This is a genomic window from Streptomyces sp. DS1-CR2, assembly GCF_055760475.1.
Map to the genome: position 1 here is coordinate 3,640,467 of NZ_CM147085.1, position 21,666 is coordinate 3,662,132.

Annotated in this window: 19 protein-coding genes and 1 pseudogene; 11 read left to right on the forward strand and 9 right to left on the reverse strand. The window is 64.8% G+C overall.

The annotated features are described in order from the left end of the window. Window positions 1-6: 6 nt before the first annotated feature. Window positions 7-2,358 carry a hypothetical protein gene (locus ACY0PA_RS17780; protein WP_473085540.1) on the reverse strand — a complete coding sequence of 784 codons (2,352 nt, stop codon included), beginning with the start codon at window positions 2,356-2,358 and terminating at the stop codon, window positions 7-9. Further along, window positions 2,358-2,810, reverse strand: coding sequence for a hypothetical protein (locus tag ACY0PA_RS17785; protein ID WP_473085541.1), 453 nt, complete (start codon window positions 2,808-2,810; stop codon window positions 2,358-2,360). Before ACY0PA_RS17785 ends, ACY0PA_RS17780 begins: the two co-directional genes overlap by 1 nt. Window positions 2,811-3,089: 279 nt before the next feature. On the opposite strand from ACY0PA_RS17785, the pseudogene ACY0PA_RS17790 reads away from it, so the two are divergent. Both ACY0PA_RS17790 and ACY0PA_RS17795 read left to right on the forward strand, forming a co-directional pair. Continuing rightward, window positions 3,090-3,197, forward strand: a pseudogene (locus ACY0PA_RS17790) (Uma2 family endonuclease); the annotation flags it as partial. 143 nt (window positions 3,198-3,340) lie between these two features. Further along, entirely contained in the window at window positions 3,341-3,910 is a 570-nt protein-coding gene (locus tag ACY0PA_RS17795; protein WP_473085542.1) for a hypothetical protein, read from the forward strand. A 78-nt stretch (window positions 3,911-3,988) separates the two neighbouring features. Here the strand turns inward: ACY0PA_RS17795 and ACY0PA_RS17800 are convergent, their stop codons facing one another. Then, entirely contained in the window at window positions 3,989-4,192 is a 204-nt protein-coding gene (locus ACY0PA_RS17800) for a DUF397 domain-containing protein (RefSeq protein ID WP_473085543.1), read from the reverse strand. Next, complete coding sequence (locus ACY0PA_RS17805; protein WP_473085544.1) at window positions 4,189-5,055, reverse strand: helix-turn-helix domain-containing protein; 867 nt, start codon at window positions 5,053-5,055, stop codon at window positions 4,189-4,191. The genes ACY0PA_RS17800 and ACY0PA_RS17805 overlap by 4 nt, the downstream gene beginning before the upstream one ends. A 159-nt stretch (window positions 5,056-5,214) precedes the next feature. Between ACY0PA_RS17805 and ACY0PA_RS17810 the strand changes: the two genes are divergently transcribed. The 6 genes from ACY0PA_RS17810 to ACY0PA_RS17835 all read left to right on the forward strand — a co-directional run bounded on the left by ACY0PA_RS17810 (window position 5,215) and on the right by ACY0PA_RS17835 (window position 11,686). Next, window positions 5,215-5,808, forward strand: coding sequence for an ATP-binding protein (locus ACY0PA_RS17810; protein WP_473085545.1), 594 nt, complete (start codon window positions 5,215-5,217; stop codon window positions 5,806-5,808). 1,011 nt (window positions 5,809-6,819) lie between these two features. Continuing rightward, complete coding sequence (locus ACY0PA_RS17815; protein ID WP_473085546.1) at window positions 6,820-7,395, forward strand: Uma2 family endonuclease; 576 nt, start codon at window positions 6,820-6,822, stop codon at window positions 7,393-7,395. Window positions 7,396-7,573: 178 nt separating this feature from the next. Beyond that, window positions 7,574-8,083, forward strand: a complete 510-nt coding sequence (locus ACY0PA_RS17820; RefSeq protein WP_473085547.1) for a hypothetical protein — start codon at window positions 7,574-7,576, stop codon at window positions 8,081-8,083. Between the two features lie 5 nt (window positions 8,084-8,088). Continuing rightward, window positions 8,089-10,389, forward strand: coding sequence for a hypothetical protein (locus tag ACY0PA_RS17825; protein ID WP_473085548.1), 2,301 nt, complete (start codon window positions 8,089-8,091; stop codon window positions 10,387-10,389). A gap of 12 nt (window positions 10,390-10,401) precedes the next feature. Then, complete coding sequence (locus ACY0PA_RS17830) at window positions 10,402-11,007, forward strand: hypothetical protein (RefSeq protein WP_473085549.1); 606 nt, start codon at window positions 10,402-10,404, stop codon at window positions 11,005-11,007. A gap of 196 nt (window positions 11,008-11,203) precedes the next feature. Then, a complete protein-coding gene (locus ACY0PA_RS17835) occupies window positions 11,204-11,686 on the forward strand; it encodes a hypothetical protein (protein ID WP_473085550.1) in 483 nt (160 codons plus the stop codon). Between the two features lie 324 nt (window positions 11,687-12,010). Here the strand turns inward: ACY0PA_RS17835 and ACY0PA_RS17840 are convergent, their stop codons facing one another. Continuing rightward, the gene (locus ACY0PA_RS17840; RefSeq protein WP_473084703.1) at window positions 12,011-13,387 is read right to left on the reverse strand and encodes an IS701 family transposase; all 1,377 of its coding nucleotides are present in this window, start codon (window positions 13,385-13,387) and stop codon (window positions 12,011-12,013) included. A gap of 91 nt (window positions 13,388-13,478) precedes the next feature. Further along, window positions 13,479-13,943: a hypothetical protein gene (locus ACY0PA_RS17845; RefSeq protein ID WP_473085551.1), complete on the reverse strand. Its 465-nt coding sequence runs from the start codon at window positions 13,941-13,943 to the stop codon at window positions 13,479-13,481. A gap of 477 nt (window positions 13,944-14,420) precedes the next feature. Here ACY0PA_RS17845 and ACY0PA_RS17850 point away from each other — a divergent pair, with 477 nt between their 5' ends. From ACY0PA_RS17850 to ACY0PA_RS17860, 3 genes are read left to right on the forward strand one after another with little or no spacing between them, the layout of a single operon-like run. Continuing rightward, complete coding sequence (locus ACY0PA_RS17850; RefSeq protein WP_473085552.1) at window positions 14,421-14,879, forward strand: hypothetical protein; 459 nt, start codon at window positions 14,421-14,423, stop codon at window positions 14,877-14,879. Between the two features lie 60 nt (window positions 14,880-14,939). Beyond that, on the forward strand, window positions 14,940-17,111 hold the full coding sequence (locus ACY0PA_RS17855; RefSeq protein WP_473085553.1) for a hypothetical protein: 2,172 nt from the start codon (window positions 14,940-14,942) through the stop codon (window positions 17,109-17,111). Between the two features lie 4 nt (window positions 17,112-17,115). Next, complete coding sequence (locus ACY0PA_RS17860; RefSeq protein ID WP_473085554.1) at window positions 17,116-17,790, forward strand: hypothetical protein; 675 nt, start codon at window positions 17,116-17,118, stop codon at window positions 17,788-17,790. 114 nt (window positions 17,791-17,904) lie between these two features. Here the strand turns inward: ACY0PA_RS17860 and mycP are convergent, their stop codons facing one another. The 3 genes from mycP to ACY0PA_RS17875 are packed head-to-tail and all read right to left on the reverse strand — an operon-like array spanning window position 17,905 to window position 21,549. Next, window positions 17,905-19,281 (reverse strand): type VII secretion-associated serine protease mycosin, encoded by a 1,377-nt coding sequence (gene mycP / locus ACY0PA_RS17865; protein ID WP_473085555.1) that lies wholly within the window; start codon window positions 19,279-19,281, stop codon window positions 17,905-17,907. Window positions 19,282-19,284: 3 nt separating this feature from the next. Next, window positions 19,285-20,997 carry a translation initiation factor IF-2 gene (locus ACY0PA_RS17870; RefSeq protein ID WP_473085556.1) on the reverse strand — a complete coding sequence of 571 codons (1,713 nt, stop codon included), beginning with the start codon at window positions 20,995-20,997 and terminating at the stop codon, window positions 19,285-19,287. Further along, the gene (locus ACY0PA_RS17875) at window positions 20,998-21,549 is read right to left on the reverse strand and encodes a hypothetical protein (RefSeq protein WP_473085557.1); all 552 of its coding nucleotides are present in this window, start codon (window positions 21,547-21,549) and stop codon (window positions 20,998-21,000) included. It lies immediately after the preceding gene. Between the last annotated feature and the right edge of the window lie 117 nt (window positions 21,550-21,666).

Genomic DNA, 21,666 nt, shown 5'->3' on the forward strand with positions numbered 1-21,666 from the left:
GCGGCCTTACTGGGGAGTGGGGAGCTGACCGACGTTCTCTTGGTTCTGGCTTCCGCGCGTGTATCCGAGGTTCTGGGCCCTGATCAGCGCTTCGTTCAGGTCCTGGTATTTGTCCCGTGGCCACTTGTCGGACTCATCGGCACGCTCTAGAAGCGAGTAACCTGGTTGCCAGGAGGCCTTGTTGCCACTGGCGAAGACGTCGTTGCCGTCCGCATGGCTCTTCTCCGAGTTATCCCGGTGATGAGCCTCCGCGTACTGGTCCAAATTGTGATCGATGAGAGCGCCGGTCACGCCTTCGACCTGGCCGCTTGCGATGGGAACGACGGTCGCGGCCAATCCAGTCGCGGGCTCGGGGACAAGAGAGAAGAATCCGCCGGTAACGACGCCCGAGATGACCTTGTCTCGTTCGATGCGAGCATCAACGGCATCATTATATTTCTTGTCTGCCTCGACGCCTTCGGCCTTGATCTCCTCCGCTCGCGACTTGTCCAGGACCCCTTGGACTTCAGCCCCCGTCCGAATCGATGTTTCAGCTTGCGTCGAGTTCACATCGCCATCGGCTTCGATCGTGGGCGGATGAGCGTCGGTCAATGAAGTGGTGTACACCTGCTGGGCGGTGCCCAGGCTCGCATATCCATCGGGGTCTTGACCGACAGCGCTGATGAACTTCGTGACGTCGAAGTTCCCCTCATTGAAGTGAGCGCGCTCACTCAGGGAACTGCGTTCCCCATTGTCCATTGCATAAAGCGACTTGTCTCCCCCGCCGTTCATGGCCCAATTGATATCGTCGATATAAGCGGAGCCGATTTTACCGAGACTGTCCCCGATGCCTTGTTGTTTCTGCATCAGTTGCGCACCGCTGAGTCCGGTCTGCTTGTCGTCCTTGTACTCTGCGTCCTGTCCATATCGCTGTACAACGCTCTCGGCGACCTTGGCAGTGTCGGCGTCACGATGAAGCTCGGGCGGATGCGCGTCGTATGCGGCACCGGTTGTTGCCGACTCCAGCGCATGCCCCAGCGAGTCATATCCCGCGATGGTTTTGGCACCGGTCTCGGCGTAGTCCTTGGGCCACTCACGTTCCTCGGTGAGGTAATCGAAATTCTTGCCCTCGTTGAAGAACTCGGTGGACGCCTCCGCGTTGTGGCCAAGGCCCTCCATGAACCCGGTCATCGGGTCCGTGCCCGCGTCATTGGACGCCCCGTAGTGAAGCCTCTCGTAACCACCCGTCTTGTCCCACGGCAGGACATCCTCACGCGTCTTGTGGCGCTGAAGGCCGGCGTACTCATCGGACTTGTGCTTCTTCTCGTAGTCGATCAGCTCGGTGCCGTAGTCATGCATGAAGTCCTTGTCGAACGTCCCATTTCGCATGAAGTTACTCATGACCTGGAAGCCGTAGACCGGGTTCTGGCCGTTCGGGCGGACGTTTGTCCCGCCGTTCGCGATGACGTCACTCTTCCACTTCTGCATGGCGTCGCTGTCGGAGTGACTTGCCGTGGCGAGCGTGGTGCCGAGCTGCTTCTCGAGACCACCGAGGAGCTTCATTCGTTGCTTCTGTTCGTCGGACAAGCCTTGCCGGGAACGAGGGTTCACGGCGAATTGAGAGTCGTCGGCTGCCTCCGCGTAGAACCGCATCACCCTCTTGGCGCCGACGTCGGTCGCGATCTTCTCGGCGAAGAGCGGATCGTTCTTGTACTTGGCGAGGGCCGTATTGAGTGAGTTGAGCTCGGTGTTGCTGATGTCGTCCGGATCCTTCTTCAGGATCTTGGAGATTTCGTCGGCCTTCTTGATCGCCTCGGCAGCCTCGTCACGGTTCTCGTAACTGGCGCCAGAGAACCCGTACTTGGCCTGGTCGACGATGAGGCGAAGAGCTTCAGCGGCGGTCCTGTCGCTTTCCGCCGCCTTGGTGAGGATGCCCTCGATCTGGGTCTTGAGGCTCTCCAGCGCACCGGCGGGCGGTTCGGGGACGGGTGGGCCCTGGCCGACGAGCGGAGGCGGGCCCTGGACGCGGAACGTTCCGTTGCCCGTGTCGGTGACCGAGAGGCTGTTCTTCCTTCCGCCCTCGATGGCCTCGTTGAGCTGGGTACGGTACTCCTTCAACTCCCCATGGGTGTCCGAGAGGATATTGGTGATGGTCTCGGCCTGCGTGTGGGCATCGCCAAATTCACCGGCGGTCTTGTCGATGAATTCCCGCGAGACGGTGGCGTTCACCCCAGCCCAGCTGGCTCTGTCTGCCTTCTTCTTGAGATTCTGCTCGGCGTCGTTCTTGAGAGTCAGCAGCTTCTTGGTCATCTGCTCCCAGTCGGTGATCGCCTCACCGAGCTGGCTGAAGTTGCCGAAACGGAGCGTGTCGAGGTCCATCAGCGGTCCTTCCGCTCGTCAAAGCCCTTGTCGAGCTCCGAAATGCTGCTGATGGTGCCTGCGATGTAGACCTCGTCCTTGGCGTGAGCACCCTTGGTGTAGTCGAGGTGATTGGAGATGTGGGCGGTGGCGTCGAGGAGAGACTGGACCTGATCGACCCAATGCACGGCGACGTGGTCCAGCGCCCCACCGATCGCAAAGCCCTGGCTCTTCAGGCCGCCCGCCGCCTTCATGGACGCGATGCGCGCATGGTCGCTGTAGCGCCCGAAGTCCTGGTGGAGCTTGTACGCTGCATCACCCACCGCGGCCAGGTCCTTCTGACTTACCTGCAGATCGCCTTGGGTACTTCCACCGCCACCACCCGGCTCAGGCGCCAGCTGGTTCAACTGCATCTTTGCGGAGTGCTTCTCCGCTGCCTGAGCCTTGAGCTGCTCCCACTCGTCCCACGCCATGCGGTGGTCGCCTCCCCCGTGCGCGACTGGCCGACATACGATCGCGGCCACGTGGGGAGCAAAGTACCAAAGGAGAGCCCTGATCAGGTTTCGGGGATGCAAAGATGTGGTGCATTTGCACGTGCATGGTTTTCGATGGCACGACCGATCGACTGAGCTTCCCCCGGCACTCTATTCATTAGAACTAGCCTACGAATCAGGGTGTGTGCGCTCTCAGGTGGCGAGATCCGCAATCCGTGGGGGACGCGGCGTGATGGCCTGCCCGTCCGCACTTGGGTGCGACAACTGCTGGCCGCCGTCGAGGTCGTCTCCCGCTCGAACCCCGACAACGACTGGGTCGGCAAGATCCGGGACTACCCCACGATGGGCATCCCGGCCTACGTCATCCACTCCTACGTCGTCGGGGTCGACCGATGCCATGTCGTCGGCCACGTGCCCGGGAGGGACGGGGCACGCACCACGATCACTCCCCGCTGCTACAAAGGGGCACTCGGAAACAGATCCGCACCACCAACAAACGGGGACAACACGTGACTGTCATGGCCGTCGGCTTTCTCGCAGCCGCCGTACTGTTCACCGCGCTCGGCATCGCGAATCAGCGCTGGCTCCAGCAACGTCTGGCGGGACGACGCACGGGCGCAGGGCGGGGCGAGCTGACAGGTACAGCTCTGGCGTGGCGACGGGGGCTATTTCTGCTTCTCGCAGCGGTCGCGGCCTTTCAGGGGGTCAAAGGCCTCAGGCTCGCTGACGACACATCATGGAACGCCGACGAACTCGACCAGGCAGTACGGCAGGCAGCCTCCTCCCTGGAGGCTGAGCCGCATCTGGACGACCCTTACGACGACTACTCCTCGCTCATCAGGAGCAGCATCCTCGACGCGAGTAAGGGCCTGGGACCAGCACCTGCCGTTTACGTCGAAGCGGTCGGCAAGAACTCCTACACAGTGACAGCCGATGGCGCCCGAGACGGCTTCTGCATGCGCATCTCACAGACCGAATCAGACAAGGGCGGCCTCCTGGTTCCCGGCGCGGGCGACCAGCCATCTACACGTGTCCCGGAGTACGACCTGAAGGCACAGATCGCGAAGGGAAGCTGCTGACGGGCCCCAAGTGACCTCGCCTGTGAGATCGCAATCGCTTGCATGCCCACTCGAACCTAAAGGCGGAGTCGCGAAGGTTCAGCACGAGGAGACGAACGCGACCCAGGCGGTCGGCGCGACCGACAGGTGCGGGTGCCGAGTGTCCTTGGAATCACGGACGTGGACGGCTATCGAGGTGGCGGCGACTTCAACGCAGTCACTGGGTTCACTGCTGCTGCTGTAGCTGCTCTTGAACCACTCAAGCGAGCTGGCGTCCCCGGCAGAGGCCTCGGCGCGGATCATGTCTCCCCCAGAACTTGCTCGACGAACGCGAGTGACTCCTGCGATGTCAGAGCCTCGGCCCGGATGATGCCATAACGCAGCTCAAGAATCCGGAGCTGCCTCGGGTCGGAAACAAGGCGACCGTTGAAAGCCCCGTCGGAACGCCCCACTCCCGAACCGTCCTCGAACTTCAACACCTCGATCAACCCACCCGTTCCGGGATGACTTGCGTGGCAGGTCGGCATCACCTGGACATCCACGTTCGGCAACTGGCCCACCTTCAGCAACCGTTCGAGCTGCCGGCGCATGACCGCTGCCCCGCCGATCGGTCGGCGCAACGTCACTTCCTCCTGGACGAAGCTCAGCTCAGGGCCTGGAGAGCGCTTATAGATCGACTGGCGCGCCACACGTGCCGCCACAGCCCGCTCCAGCTCGTCCGACGACAGCGTAGGCCTCCTGGTCCGCAGCAGAGCCCGAGCGAACTCCTCTGTCTGCAGCAGCCCATGAATGTTGTGGTTGCTGTACAGAGCCAGCTCAACCGCCCGCGCCTCAAGCTTCGCCAGCTCCCTGACCTTCTTCGGATACCGGGCCTGTGCAACATCGTCCGCCATAGCCGCGATCTTCCCGCCGGCGCTCAGCACCTCATCGGCCTTCACCAGGAACTCGGGACGCGGAATCCGCTTCCCGCTCTCCAACTTGTAGACCTGGTTCTCCCCATACCCCACCAGCGCACCGAACTCGGCGGCCCCCAGCCCCGCCGCCTCACGCCACATCCGAAGCTGTCGCCCGAGGGCCTCGACCAGGGCAACGGAATCGTTGTCCGGATCGACGTCCCACCCGACCTCGCCCTCCGCCCCATCGCCACTGTCCGCAGTCACACTCATACGCCCTGTGCCTCCTCCGTGGTGTCGGCCCCCAACGCCCCTCGCACCCAACACGTCACGACTGACGCCCTGTACAAGCCCGTACAGCTACTGGACAGTCACCGTACGCATCAGCGCGATCTCTGTTCAGGCTACGCACGCCTGGCCACGCTGAGTGACATGACGGAAAAACTCATCGAGCTCACCAACCCCGCCACACCCACCCCCAGCTTCACGATCCTGCTGTCGGCAACCCGCAGAGGGGCCCGCCTCGCCCGGCGCCTGACAGTCCAGCAACTCATTGACTGGGCCCGCCCGTTCGAAACGGCGGAACAGATCGTCGCGGAACTGGCGAACAACGCGGCGCTGCATGGACGGGTGTCAGGCAGAAGCTTCCGCCTGACACTCACACTCACGGCCGCGAGCACGCTGCGTATCGAGGTGAGGGACACACGGCCTGAGGTCACACCACCCAGAATCCCCGAACTCCCGCCCAGCAACGCAGAGTCCGGTCGGGGCCTGCTACTGGTCGACGCACTGGCAGACCGCTGGGGCACGGAGGCAGGCCCGCCACCCGCCACCCGCCAAAACGGTATGGGCAGAATTGACCGTATCGGCGTCAGCTTGACCGCATCGAGGTGTTCGCGACCCGGTGGCCCGTTGCCCGGCAAGGCGCGCGATCAAAAGCCAAGAATCCCGGGAGAGAACCCTCCCCAACCTCCCCCAAACCCCCGCGGCGAGGCCTCTCTACCCGGCCCTCACCCACAAGAGTGATCAAGCCCAACTCGGCCTGCGAACAAGCTGCTTCACACCCCAGTCTCAGCAAAACAACCCCCACAAACACTTCGGCCCCCGCCGGGACTGGCATCCCAAGGCGAGGGCCTAACCACCCAGGAAGAAGACGCTTCCCGATGGCTGTTCAGCAGCTTAACGCGCCCCCGTGCGCTGAGCCCGATGTTCCCTCAGGGACGACCCCCGCCGGCGGAATCCACCACATCAACCGCCGCCATGCCGACCGCTACACAATCGTCGGCAACCACCTGGTCCAGCACCGCCAACTCTCCCTCACGGCCATCGGCCTGGCGGCGCACATCCAGTCGCTCCCACGCGGAGCGAGCGCCACGATCAAGACACTGGCGGCCCGCTTCCCGGAGGGCGAGGTCCGCATCGCGGCGGCGTTACGCGAACTGGAAGCGAAGGGCTACATCTCCCGCACCCGCGAACGCCTCCCGTCGGGCCGAGTGATCACGCGCACGACGTCGTACAACAACCCACCAGCCATGAATGGCAGTTCAGCGCCAGAGCCCCTGCGGAAACACCGCCATCCGGCAACTCCCCCGCGCCCAAACCTGCCAATCACCCCATCAACACCACCGGCCGCGACCCCCGAGCGCCCAACGCTCCCCACCCGCACCGACCCAGCCGTGTCACTCCTCGCGGACCTACGCCGCCACGACCCCCGCCTCCTGCTCGCAACCCGCGACGTACACCGCCTAGCGCCGGCGGTCACCGCGTGGCTGGACAGAGGCATCGCACCAGAGGCCGTACGCCGAACCCTGACCACCGGCCTCCCCCCGGAACCCCTCCGCAGCCCGGCAGCCCTCCTGTCCCACCGCCTGACGGAACTCCTCCCGCCACCGCTACCACCGCGCCCTGCGCAACCCTCACCCCCGCCCCGCCCGACCCCCCTCCAGAACTGCGACGGCTGCGACCGAGCATTCCGCTCCCCAGAACCAGGCAAATGCGCCACGTGCCGCGCCTGCCTGCCGGAGGCCGCGTAACCCAATGCGCCACGAACGCCACGATCCCCAGCGCTACTTGGCGGTGCGGGAGCTGCTCCACACGCTGGACGGCACACTGACCGGCAAGCTGGAGATCACGAGGGAGGGGATCATCCATGACGCAACGGCGCCCAACGGCCCCCACGAGCTGACAGTGCTCCGCATCAGGAAACACCTGGAACAGGCAATGCCAAATGACCTGGTGGCCCACACCGGGGTCCCCGACGTGGAGGCCGAGCCCCACCAGATCCTGCGCCGCTCGGACATCATCGTGATCGCCGAGACCGACATGGAAGGCGAGGGCGCCTTCGACCCGCGCACGCTACTGGCCGCAATCGAGGTCGTCTCACGCTCCAACCCGGACAACGACTGGGTAGGCAAAATGAGGGACTACGCGCTCCTGGGCATCCCCGCCTACGTGATCTTCGATCCTCGAACAGGCAACGGCGCCGTGATGACCGACATCCACCCCACACCTGAGGGCCCGCGCTACGCAACCCGCAAGGACTTCGTCTACGGCAAGACCGTCACCATCGCCGACTGGACGATCACCACGGACACACTCCCCCGCTACGCCTGACCCACACTCCACTCACGCCACACCCCGAGCGCTCACGCACAGTTCCCGTCAGATCACCATCGGACAACGTGATCTTGTTAGTTCGGTTGCTAGGTTGATCGCAGTCAGCGCATCCGGCAGTCGCGAATGCAACCAGACGCACGGGACGCACAGCACACACGGGGGAAGGTACTCACCCATGGCATGGGAAGAGTGGGAGCAACTCAAGACCGATGCGGAGGCTCGGCGGTCTACACAGATGCAGATCAATCACGTGGCCCCAGTAGGCGGCGACGGGGCCGCCACCCCCACCTTCGGGGACCTGAAGGTCAAGAACGCCGACCTGGAGAAGATCGGCAAGGAGGCGCACTCCCTCTTCGAGCACCTCGGCCGTGAAGGCAAGGTGGCCCACTCCAGCAGCGACTCGGCCGCGAGCAATCTCAAGCAGCAAGGCTTCGACCTCGCAGCAGGGCTTCAGCACGTATCGAACCGCTGGGAGAAGCAGCTCGGATCGCTCCTGGACGCCTGCGCCCAGATCTCGAACCATCTCCACAGGACGCAGTCCATCCACAGTGGAGACGAGGACTACATCCGCCGCACCATGAGCAGTATCGACACGCTCGACCAGGGCTTTGACGAGCGCGTGGGCAAGGCAGGGAAACCGAACCCCGCCTACTACGGCAAGCCGAGCGAGAAGAAGGACGACTGAAGCTGATGGACTTCGACGCGCTCTACCACGCCAACTTCAAGCTGCTGGATGACGCTGTAGGGGACTGGAACCTGCTCGTCGGCAACCTGGAGAAGCTGGAGACTCAGGCCGAGGACGGACTCCACAAGGCCGCCAACAAGGCCAACTGGGCGGGCATGAACGCCCAGGTGACCAAGGAGTTCATCGGGAAGACGGCTGGCGAGTTCACTGATGCCCACACCCAGGCCAAGACGATTCACGGCATCCTCAGCGACACCGTAGGTGAGCTGAAGGGGTACCAGGAGGATCTGAAGAAGGCCATCAGCCGGGGCCAGAAGAAGAACCTGACGGTCACCTCCACCGGCGACGGCGGGTTCGCGGTCCGCGCCGCGAAGGGATACACGCCGCCCGAGCATGGCCAGAGCGAGGTCACCGCGCTCCGGGACGAGGTCCAGAAGATCCTCGACAAGGCGACTGAGAGCGACAGTTCGGCCAGCAAGGTACTGAAGGCCATCGCCGATCAGAGTGAGCTTGGGTTCTCCGACGCGAAATACAAGAACCGGGACGAGGCGGCGGCAGCCATCAAGGCGGCCGAAGAGCTGGCCAAGATCGCCAAGAAGAACCCCGAGGACCTCACGGTCAAGGACTTCGACCGGATCAACGCCGGGTTGAAGAAGTACAAGAACGACGAACTGTTCTCAGAGCGGTTCGCCACCACGCTCGGCCCGAAGAAGACCATGGAGTTCTGGGCCGGCATCAACGACCCAGGCGTGAACTGGGAAATCGGGCACGGTCGCGTCGACCAATTCGATGACCTACAGCGCAACTTGGGCATGACCCTCGCCCACGCCTCCCAGAGCGACTCGACCGCGATGGACAACTGGCGGCGCGACGTCATCTCTCTCGGCGACAAGCCCATCCACGGCGACCGAGGAGGCCCCATGGGCTTCCAGGTCATGAGCAACCTGATGCGCACTGGTGACTACGACGACCAGTTCATGAAGGACTACGGCACCAAACTCATGGCCACGGAGCGCAAGCTCACCGGCAACGGCGAACACGCCAATATGGCATGGCAACACATGGGTCCGGACCAGATACTCAATCGCATCGGCGAGGACAGCGGGTCGGATCCACTCACGGGTTACCTGAAGGGGATTTCCAATAGCCCTGACGCGGCTACAGAATTCTTCAACGAGCAGTTTGTTTCGAAGGACGACTCACCCTTCGAGCGCGATACGGACGACGGCAACGACTACAAGGGCAAGGTCGCTCTTTCCAACTTCCAGTACCTGTTCGAGGAGAGGGACTGGCCTCAGGAGACCAACTCGCACGGCGACGACCTTCACACCGGACGAAATAATCTGGCCCTCGCTCTGGAGGCGGCAACCACCGGGCACCCCGCCGGTGAACAGCCCACAGCCGACACCCCCGCGCACAGCGAGGACCAGGCCAAGCTGATGAAGAGCATCGTCCACTCCGTGTCGGAAAACCCTGAACGCCTGACGAAGAGCAGCTACATGTCCGACAGCATGGGACAGATCACCGCAGAATACATGCCGGATGTCCATCGCGGTCTCCATGCCGGCGCCTCAGGCGAAAACCAGCTCTTCCCCATCGCAGGATCCTCCGCAAATCTGAATGACGAACGGGATCTCACACGATTCCTTTACGCAGTCGGGCGTAACCCCGAAGGCTATGCGGCCGTAAACCTTGGGCAGAACAGCTACACCACCCACATGATGCAGTACCACTTTCAGCATCCGGACGCATACGCCCCCGACCCTCACTACCCCACGGCGGAACACCTCAAGCAGGCGGCTGGTGAGACCGCACGAACTGCCGGGCAAATCGAGGGAATTCTCGGCGCGGGCCGCGCCTACGAGAGCGAAATCGAAGGCGGAGCAAAGGATGCCGACTACAACAGCGCTCTCGAAAAGGCCAGCACGTGGGGCGGAACAGCGATCGGCATCGGTGTCGGATTGGCCACCGAGCCAGTCACTGGCCCAGGCGGCATCATCATCGGCGACGCTGCAGGAACCGCAGCGGATGAGATCATCGGCAAAATCACCGATGGCGCTATGAAAGACAGCTCGGGAGAGGTCATCTACCGCAACGGTCACAGCGTCGAAGGCACCGCAGATTCCACGTACAAGCTGGTCGAAGAGGCCACAAAAAAGGCGGGCGAAAACACAGGGGACCGCCATCCGATGATCGAATCATTTGTTTCCTCTCAAGCTGAGGACGGGTTCTCCAGCTCCAGAAAAAAGGTTCACGACTATATGGATGGCGAAGGAATCCCGCACCAACTGGACACGGAAGACTGAGGGTTGACTCAAATGCACCGCAAAGCATTCTTCATTGGAGGGATTGGTGTCGCGGTGGCCCTGCTTGTGGGAATTTTCTACGCTGCCGGGCTTCCGCCGTTCGAGAAGAAGGGCGAGATCGACGCCGAAGAGATGTGTTCATCACTCGGCAATGCGTCGCAGAGCCATCGCGCCCTCGAATCTGTTCTGCCCGGCAGAAACGCCTACTCGTTCGATGACAGCGTCCACCCGCTGACTGAGACCTCAGCCGCCGACTTCGCCTCGACATGTTTCGTTGACGGCGGCGGTGACCAGCTACTCGTCGTCAAGACGGAGATGCTACGAGGTGACTCTCAAACCGACTGGGCTACCTGGGTAAAGGGGACCGTCAAGAACTCCCAGGGCGCCACTCCGTTCGCTTCCGGTGCCAGCGCCTTCGCCTCGAGCCGGTTTGCGGCGATCTACCTTCCCTGCACAGCAAGGCCGAAGGCCAACATCAGCGTCGCCGTCGATCTCAAGGACCCCAGTGACTCCGACGCAGCCGATGCACGCAAGAACCTGATCACACTGGCGGAGACTACGGCGAAGTTCGCCCACCAAAAGGCTCGCTGCAGTTTGGCCTCCGAGATCGAGAACTGACGGGCGGTGCCCCTCTCGGGCTGGAGTCTTACTATGACAAGCCAGTTGCCCAGTTTCGCCGAAACGGCGTTCGGGCAACGGGTCTAGATCTACGAACAAATATCTAGCCAACTCAGCATCAACGACTTGGGAAGGAAACATGCGAGGGTTCCCACACAGGCAGCGCTCCTGGGGCGTCGTGCTACTCGGTTGCACGATGGTTTCCGGTCTGTTGTCCGCATGTTCCTCACCGGCCCCCAAACGGGAATACGCGCTGCCGAATTCGCTGTGCGGAATCAAGATCTCCAGCATTGCACTGGAGGCGGTTCTGACTCCTGGAAAGAAAATCAGTGCTCAGCCGACGTCCGCAGTGGGTATCAACCGCTGTCGCCTCCAAGTCGATGGGGAGATCGTTTTCTCCAGCAGCATCGAACAACGGGACGTTGACGCTACGGCGAGAGACGTTGCCATGTCCGCATTCGGCGTGAGCCCGAATGACACCGGCACTGCCAACGGCCGATTCATCTATTCAAAAACCGGAGCCGTCGGCCGCGTGGAATGTCCGAACTCCAAGGTCGCCGAGGCCAATTTGTGGGTTACAGCACGCGTGCCTGATGCTTCATCGGCGTCAGACATGCGTCATTTCATCGAGGAATACGCTGCCGCTACCGCCAAATCAGGCGCCTGCCGCAGGTTGTAGCCTGTACCACAGCCGTGGCTCGTGTCCGTGAAGCTTCCCTCTCATCTCCAACTACACACACGCAGTTGAGGACTCCAGCGCATGCCGCTGAATGCGACACGCGCATTCTTGCGCTGATGACTATCGACCGACAGCCCCGTCCAAGAATTCGCGCAGACCTGGCCGCCATAGGCTATCTGGCAGTGATACTCACCGGGTGTTCCAGCGATGAGCCTCAACGCGACGGCGGCGTAGCGCATACCAACCTGCTACACCACGCCCGCCCGCTGGCGTCGGAGCCGTGCGCCAGGATTGAGGCTCAGACACGGCAGCTGTAGTTCTTGATCACGGCTGGTCGTGACGGCGGTGTCGTTGCTGGTGGCACGCTGTCGCAACGGCTTGGTGGCGGCGGCGCCAGGCGGTCCAGTGCAGGACGTGATCCCGGTCGCGGACTGGTGGGGGCAGCGCGAGGGCCCGCAGGAGACGGATGAGCTCGGGGCAGGTCAGCGGGACGAGTTCAGGCCGCTCCTCGGTGGCCTCGTGGACGGCGGCGGTCGTAAGGGCGAGGACAGCGGCGGCGATCAGGGAGAACAGCGACCAGCGCATCCAGGAGTTCCAGCAGGTCACCTGACCCTGGTCGAGTCCGGTGAAACCCTTGGCGAGTTGGAAGGTCTCCTCGATCCGCCACCTGCGACAGATCACTTCCACCAGCGTGCCCAGCGAGACGTTGCCGGGTGCCCAGCAGCGGAAGTAGGACACCTCGCCGGTGTAACGGTGCCGCCGCGCGACCAGCACACTCGTCCCGGCCCCTACACCGGCTGCGTTCTCGTTCTCGTTCTCGTTCTCGTTCTCGGCGGGAGCATCGTCGGGACGGACATCGAGCCAGGCCCAGTCGTACTCGCGGGTGCCCTTCGTGCCGTGTCCGGTCTGCCTTCGCATCCACTGCCCGGGCCGCACCTTGTTGATCAGTTTGCGGGCCTCCCACCGACGGCCGGACCCGTCGGTGACCTGATATGTAGCGGCGATCCCGACCGTGTAGCCGAGCCCCAACGCCCGTACCCCCTGGCGCAGTTCGCGTCCGCAGTACACCTCGTCGCCCGCGAACCAGCGGGCCTCGCTCCCGGCCGCGAGCGCATCGGCGACCATGGTCAACGCCTGCTGCGGCTTCGTCGCGAACCCGATCTTCTCCGGCACCCCGGTCACTCCGCGGCGTTCCTCGTCCGCGGCCCAGTCCGCCGGGAGATACAGGGCCCGATCGATGATCACCTTCGTCGTCGCGGTGACCACCGCCAAATGCACCGCCACCTGGCACAGTCCCACGCCGCCGATCGCACCGGAGTACTGCCGGCCGGCGCCCACACAGTCCGTGGACGACTTTGCGTCGCCCGTCTCGTCCACGACCAACACCACGTCCTGCCCGGCGAGTTCGCCAATCACCAGGCGGGTGATCTCCTTCCGGGCCTCCTCGTGGTCGAACCGGGCACGGGACAGCAGGTGCTGCAGCCGGTGCGGGCCCGGGTGTCCCAGCGCCTGCGCGAGCGTCCAGCAGTTCCGCGTGTCCACTTCCAGCAACAGTCCAGCGACCAACTCCGCCGCTGTCGTGCGCGTCTCGCATCGCGCGAAGCAGCCCGAGACCACCGCCATCGCCCTCCCGAACGTCTGGCCCCACGCCCGCTCGACTATCGTGGCCTCCACGGCCACCGCGTCTTGATACGTCGTCACAAACGTTCATGATCGCGGTGGCCGTACTTGCGCCCGCCCGCACCCCGGCAAGCCGCTGAACAGCGAAGACGACGGAACTACAGCTGCCGTGTCAGAGCCTCAAAACGCCTCGCCAGGTCCATCCGGCGTCGAGAACCGCGTTCAGCAGAGGGTCCGTCATCTCCCGCGTGTCGAAGGAGAACGTCTCGACCTTGCGCCGTTTGCCGTCGGGCCCTTGATCGAATAGCCATTGCCGGTACACCGCGGGCGAGTGACCACGTCCGTACTGCGCACCGTTGTTGCCGGCCGAGCGCTTCTCCCACCTCTCATGGAGAAAGCGCACCTCCTGCTTCTCCGGGATCAGACGCATACTGGTCTTGAGCCTCACTCCCACCTGCCGAATCTGGCACTCCGCCACCAGGTCGGCCTTCTCTGCCGGGCGAGCGTCGCGCACGTGATACGGCACGTCCGGCGCGTTGAGCGCTAGCAGTGCGTCCCGAAGTTCCATGCGCGGCAGCGGTGCCACACCGTCGTCGGGGTATTTGGTGCCGGTCAGCTTGTCCCATAGACGGCCCATGGCAATGCCCCCGCCCCAGTGTCCGAGCGAACCGTGCAGACGAAGTCCTGGACGTCTCCCAGGCCGGCGTCACGCTGGTCCACGATGGCGGTGGCAACGACCGCGATGTCGAACCCTTCCGAATCCGTTGCGGTCCGACCCTCCGGCGGCCGGAACTCCACCTGTGTTGGCACTTTCGTGGGCCTCCAGTGACGGGGTCGGGCGTCGCCGCTCATTCAACCCTCCAGGATCACCGCCCGTCGAACCACGTCTGCATGTCTCCCGGCCCCCTGACGGTTCCCCGTTCACCATCGCGGACGCCCTGTGGGCCCGTGATCGGCATCTTGTCGTCCAACGTCCTTGAAATGTGACCAAGTTGCATCGATTTTCCAGCTCTTCCAGCAAACGTTCGAGTGATTGCTAGCGTGCAGCGAACGAAGGCGTCCGTGCCCATACGGGGGCGGTGCGACAGCGCGCGTACGGGGAGGTGCCTGGCCCATGGCCTGGGACGAGTGGGAACAGCTCAAAACCGAAGCGGTGCAGAAGCGATCCACGGGGATGGAGCTCAATCAGCTGGCCGACAGCGGAGGCGGCGGGGGTGGGGGCGGTGACGCCGATCTCGTCGTGCATGACGACCAGTTGGGCAAGCTCGGAAACCTCGCCTACGACCTGCGCGAAAGGTTCCGTGTCGACTCGGACTTCGCGCGGCCGACGACATTCACCGCGTCGGTCGACCTGTTCAACGACGGGCTCGACACCGGCTCGGCGCTCCTCGAGCTCCACGACGCCTGGAACACCCAGGCTCAGACGGTCAAGGAAGCCTGCGCGCACATCTCCAACCATCTGGACTTCTCCCGCGCTCAGCACGCCAAGGACGACGTCCATGTCCAGACGGGAATGAGAGACGCCGCCGGACACCTCATGACGGTGTCCAGAATCAACGACTACATGAAGTGACCTACACCGCAGCTTAGTTGAGGTTTGGACGGTGTACTCGACACGGGGGCTCGGCAAGTCATGGCAGAGAAGATGATGACCGCGCAGGAGTTGCACTCGCTGCGCCTCGGCACGCTGAACACGGCCATCTCCGACTGGGAGACCATGGCCAAACGCCTGGACACGCTTGCCAACGGCGGCAAGGGCGAGGTGAGTGCCAAAGATCTGGAGACGCGGGCGCTCGGCGCCGACTGGAAGGGCGTCAACGCCACCGTTTCACGCGAATTCGTCGCCAAGACAGCGGTCGAGTTCCAGGACGTGGCGTTGGAGGCGGCGAGTGTCCTCGGGATCCTGAAGGACGTCAGCGCGGCCTTCAAACAGCACATGACGGATCTGCAGACGGCCGAGAGCGACCTCGCCAAGCGCAACCTCCACGTCGACGCCAAGGGCGGCGTGGTACGGCAGGAGGCGTCCGGCGCGGCCGGCGTCGGAGGGATCCACGCCACCGAGGACGAGATCGACGTGGCGCAGCGCCGCATCACGCGCATTCTCTGGGAGGCGTCCGAGACCGACCGGATCGCGGCGCGCGCACTGCGCAAGCTCGCCAAGAACAAGTACGACTTCACGGGCGACGGACCTGGCGGGCTCAAGGAGGCCGACGCACAGCAGGGCAGGGAAGACGCCGAGTACTGGGCGAAGCGCATCAAGGAAGGGGACGTCAAGGACTGGAGCGAAGCCGACCTGCGGGGCTACAACGAGACCCTCAAGAACCAGCGCGACAACCCCGGCTTCACCGAGACCTTCGCGACCACGCTCGGCGCGGACGGCACCCTGCAGTTCTGGCGTGACCTGGCCGCGCCGCCCGGCGGCGCGGTGGAGGGCGACCGGGCGAAGATACTTGCCGACGTGCAGGACAACCTCAGCATGTCGCTCGCCAACGCCACCCAGAGTGACAGTCCCGCCATGGACACCTGGAAGAGGGAGGTCATCGCGGCCGGCGACAAGCCGTTCCCGATCCAGGGCCTGCCCATGGGGCCCAACGGCTTCCAGGTCATGAGCAGCCTGATGGGCAAGGGAAAGTTCGACGGCGAGTTCCTGCACGACTACGGCAATGCGATGCTCAAGTACGAGCGCGAGTACCCGGGCGACCCCAAGGTGGCCTGGCGGGACTCCACGAACCTCAACTACCCGCCGACCGACGAGCCGAACGATCCCGTCGCCGGCTTCATGGAAGGGCTCGGTCACAACCCCGAGGCCTCCCTGAAGTTCTTCGACGACTCGACGACGGCGGACGGAAAGAAGCTCGACAACTGGGACTACTTGGTGGCCAAGGGCGACAGCGCCCGTGAGTGGCCGCTGGGCGAGGACGGCAAGCCGATCGGGCACGATGCGCTCGGGCACGCACTGGAGTCGGCGACGATCGGGGTGCCGTACGACTCCGACGCCACCCCGCCGAAGCACTCGGAGGACAGCGCGTCTCTCGTCAACAAGATCGTCGGAGAGTTCGGTAAGAACTCCGACCGACTCGACGACTCCCCGCTGAGCGACAGCTTCGGCCACATCTCCGCCGAGTACATGCGCGACATCCAGGACGGGATCAACGGCCCGAGCGACATCAAGACGTTCGGGTCGAACGCCGAACTCGCTCAGTACCACGAGGATGGCACCCTCGCGAACTTCCTGGGTGGGGTGGGCAAGGACCCGGAGGCGTACGGGTCCATCCTCAACGCGCAGCAGGCGGTCAGCACCGAGATGGTCAACGAGGCCTACCACGACAAGGGCAAGTACGAAGACTTCAGGGGTGAGGTGGCCAACCGCATCGCCCCCGGTTCGGAGATCGCCGGGATCATGGCGGAGGCGCGGGCTCAGTCCGTGTACGACGACCAGATCGCCAAGGACGAGGAGTTCAACAAGTCGCTGACCACGACGGACAAGTGGGCGGGCCGTGCCATCGACATGGGACTGTCGCGCTTCCCCGTCGTGGGTGAAATGGTGTCTCCGGTGATCGAGGACATTCGGGAGGCTGTCGTGGAGAACTACACACGGGACTCCAGCGATGCGGCGGGCCAGGACAAGCGGGACTTCATCGCCATGCAGCGCGCGCAGACGGCCAATGCCGCGTACGACGCCACGTACACGGCCGCGACCGACGTCGGCGTTGACGACAGGAACGCGAAGAGCCAGGCCACCAGCGTGATGGAGCAGGCCAAGGACAGCTACGGCCAAGGGCAGCAGGCGGCGGCGACAGGATGAGGACATGACGGAAACAGCCCCCGCCACGACGGCTTCCTTCCCGGCGCGCGGCCGCCCCTGGAAGGTCACAGCCGTCGTGGTGGGCGTTCTGCTGGTTCTGGTGGCCGGGGCAGGCGTCTGGCTGCTGTGGCCCGACGAGGAGCCCGCCGTGGCGGTACCTGGGAAGGTGTGCGAAAAGTCGCTGCCGGGCGCAGCCGTGAAGGGCCTCATGCCTGAGCACGGTGAGAAGTTCCAGGAGCGGAACGCCTACAAGTTCGCCTCCGCTGGGCACAGTCAGGACGCCCTGCGGGGCTGGGCACTTGGGCAGTGCTTGCTGACCGGCGGAGGGACGAAGGTCGACGTCGAGTACCGGCTGCTCCAGGGTGGCGACTACACCCGCGCCGACGCCGAGCGCGATGCCGACAAGTCCGGCCATACGTCGCTGACGCTCGGGGACGCGATCGGGTACTTGAACGGCTCCGGCGCCCACCTCGTCGTTAACTGCCCGGTCCGTTCGGGCGGCGACGAACTTCTGTCAGTCACGGTCGGCGTAGGCGGCAGCGGAACAGACATGAAGGACCAAGCGGTGCGTGCCAACGCGGCCGCCCTGACCGCCGCCACTGCCCGGCACGCGGCCCAGGACATCCGACAGTGCGCCGGCGCCGAGAGCCTGCCGGATGGTGCGCCTGGCATCGGATGAGGCGGGGCCTCGGTCTCTCGGACCCGATCACGGTCTTGGAAGCGGCGGACGGCGCGACGGAGTCGGCGTCGTCCGCCCGTTCACGATCGTGCGGTACGTCCCGGATGGGGACCGTCAGGGTCCCTGGTTGGGGTTGTGCTGGTTGTCGCTCGACGGAGGCGCGTACGGCTGGGGGCTCGTGTACTGCGGCGCCCCGTACGGCTGTCCCTGGTAGGGCGGCTGGGCCGGAGGGTACGGCGGCGGCGAGGCCTGCGAGGCCGCCGCGCGGCGGCGGCTGCGGGTGACCGCAAAGGCGGTCGCGGCACCGGCCACGACGAGCGCGCCTGCGCCGATGCCGATCCAGAGCGGGGTGTTGCTGTCGTCGCCGTTGGAGGCGGCGGCCGGCGCGGCGGAGCTGGCGCCATCCGGGGCCTGGGCGCCCTTGGAGGGCTTGGCGGCCGGGGGCTTGGACGCCACGACGGGATAGTCCGAGAGCGGGTACTTGTCCGCCGGGCCGGGGTCGCCAGGGGTCTTCAGGGCGATGCGGGGGCGGACAATTCCATAGCCGATTGCATCGTTGCGCTTGGCGCCGTCCGTGGGGCCGCCGATGGTGTTGAGCATGACCCGGAGGACCTGGTTGTTGGTCCAGTCAGGGTGCTTGGCCCAGATTAGAGCCGCGCTGGCCGAGACGATAGCCGTGGCGTCACTGGTGCCGTGACTCTTGCAGAAGCCGGTCTTGCCGCCACAGGCGTGAACCATTTCATCGCCTGGGGCGGAGATATCGACCTGCGAGCCGTAGGTCGACTCGGACGTCCGATGCAAGTTCTTGCCGACTGCCCCTACGCCGACCACGCCCGGCGTGGCCGCAGGATATTCGAGCACGTTGGTCTTGTTTCCGGAGTTGCCAGTCGCGGCGAAGACCACCGAGCCCTTCTTCAGGGCGTAGTCGACAGCCGCCGCCAACCGAGGCGAGCCTTGCGCTTGCCCCTGAGAGATATTGATGACCTTCGCGCCTTCGTCGGCCGCGTACCGGATTCCTGCCGCCACCGCCTTGATGAACTCTGCATCCGCGTCGGCCTGGCTGGATGCCTCTGTGGGCTCCGGGAGGCGGATTGGAAGGATCTTCACACCCGGGGCCAGGCCAAGAGCCCCTTGTCCCCCGCCGTAGTCCCCTGTCCCTGCGATCAACGCGGCCATGCCTGTGCCGTGGCCGTCGTAGTCGGTGTATTCATCTCCCGACTGACGGGCAGGCGCAAGATCCCTGCCTTTGAGGATCTGCCCCTGCAGGTCCGGGATATTACGGTCCACACCCGTGTCGATGACGGCGACCGTGACTCCCTTGCCCGTGCTGGTCTTCCACATGCCGTTCGCCTGCATGGCATCGAGATACCACTGCTGTGCCCGCATGGAGTCTGCTTGCGCGGGGGCATTTGCCGCACCTGCCAGCAGCAACCCAACTAGCGTCGACGCTGCGGCCGTGCGGCGCCTTCGGCTGGTGTTGGAGGGGGACATGCGTTACCTCTCGTTGTTCTTGGACGCGTCGTCGACAACCGGGGGCACAGCACGGCTGACGTCCGGCTGCCAAGTCTGCTCGTCCTCAGTGGCGTAGCCGGGGCGTTCCCCTCGCTCCTCACCGCGTTGCGAGTCGGGGCGGGCGCCTTGCGGCAGCGCACCACTGCGGTTGGTCTGACCTGTGTGGTGCGAGTCGTCGGAGGAACCTCCGGCGGCACCACCGCTTTGGCCGCGTACCAATCCGGAGCCACCGGTGCTGAAGGGACGGGCATTTGGTCGGCCTTGCTGTTGCGGTCGGCCACCGACGATGCCGCCGTTCTCGCCAGTGATTCCGGCGGCCCGGCGCCCGGGAGCGGCGCCGCGCGACTCCTCTCCGATCACACCGCGCCGTCCGACGGTCTGCCCAGGCCTGGAGCCCACCGCCCCTTGGGCTGTCGGCCCTCGGCCTCCAGTCGCGCCACGCCCCCCGGTGTTGCCTTCGCCGCCCATCACCGTGCCCCGGGGAATGCCCGTCGTGGGCTTGCCCGCCACAGGTTGGGGGCGTCCGCCGGACACGCCGTTGGTCGGCAGACGTCCCTGGGTCGCCCCTCCGGTCGCCCGTCCCGTGGCACTCTGGCCCGGCACGGTCGGCCCCCGCATGCCGGGGTTCGTGGGTCGGCCCGTGCTACCCGTCGCTGACTGGGGGCCCGGCCTCTGCGTTCCGTTGCTGTTACCGAGAGGCGTTGTGCCTCCACGGCTTCCAAGGGCAGGCCCGCTTCCGCGGCTGAAGGGGTTGGTTCGGCCGCCGCCGCCGTAGACCGGCGGGAGCATCCCGGGAGAAGGCGTGGCGGGCCCATTCGCGGGCGGGCCCACTGGCCCATGGCCTGTGGTCTGCGCGGGAGTCTGCGACGGAGGAAGCGTGCCAACGGAGTCGACGTCCATCCGTGTCGGGATCTCCGGCTTCACTGGCTCCGCAGGCTGGATCTGTCCATGCACAGCTGCGGCGGGAGCAACTCCAGCAGAAGCAGCATGCCCACTGGCGGTCGCGGCGCCCAAAGCAGCTCCTGTAGCTCCCTCCGAATTGGCAACTCCACCAGGCCCTGCGACAGCTTCGCTGCCGTCACGGGTCCTGGAAGGGCCGTCCGGTACGAACGCCGAAGGCGGCGGCGGGAACTTAGGCTTCTTCTCTGACAGTTGGTCCATCTGGCCGGCAGACACAGAGAACGCCTGTCCAAGCTTCTCCATGTGCCCGGCCGCCTCGAGCCGCACCTTCTCCTTGTCGGCCGCGATCGCCGCGAGCTCGCTCGACGACTTCGAAGCGACCGACTGGGCATCAGGGTCGTTGTGTGCCGCATGCGCCGCGTCCAGATTGGCCTGGGCACTGTGCTTGTCACGCGGAATGGTGGCCTGGGCAGTGGAGATCGCGTTGGCAGCCTCGCCCATCCACTTGGCGGCACCTTCGCTGTAATCGCCGAGCCCGAGCGTCGCGTTGGCCAAATCAGCCGCCCAGGTCCGGAAGGAGTCCGCGCCCTCGCCCTTCCACTTCACCCATTGCGGACGGACCTTGAGTTCGTCCGCGATCTTGTGAATCTCCTTGGCTGCCGCCGTAAGCCTGCCGGCGGCGGCCTGGACATCGCCGCTGTTCGCCTGGTCCAGCCACGCCAACATCTGCTCATGACTCATGCTCGCGAACTGCGTACCCCCGACGCTGCCGCCGTCGATCGGTGCCTCTGCCATTTAGACCCCTCCGCCCGAAGCGCCGTCCACAGACTCCGTCGTACCGCTGCTGGGACTGTCGGAATTGTTGTCGCCCTTATCCTTCTTCGGAAGGTCCGGAACGTAGGGGCCACCGAAGTGTTTTGTGGTCTCTGCGCTGATTGCGCGCATCCGGTCCTTGATGTCGTCATCGATGTTCGCGTAGCCCTTGTGCGACTTCAGAACAGCGATCCCCATGCCCTCGATCGAGTCGGAGAGCAACTGCGACAGGGTCTCAAGCTCCGTGATCACCGTCTGATACGACGTGTGGAGACCGGCCGCTTCCTTGAACCCGTCCGCTCCGCCACCGAACTGGGCGCGGGCCAAAGGCTCTTGCCCCAGCTTCTTCGAATCCGCCGGCGATCCCTTCAGATCCTTGATCAGCTCATCAACCCGCTGCTGGAACTTAGTGAACGACTCCAGCTCGGTGACGACCTCCCCCACCGCCGCCTGTGCCGCCCCCACCGCTCCGAGTACGCCGAAAAAGGCCCACGGCGACTCGCTGCCGCCGCCCTTGTCCGCTGCCTCTGCCATCGCGTCCTCCCCGTTCCCCGCGTCCCCGTGTCCCGTACAGACCGCTCGTCGAGCGGCGCCGGCCGGCGTCGTTCAGACCGCTCGTCCCGTCGCGTCGCCCGCCGAAGGTCCATCGGC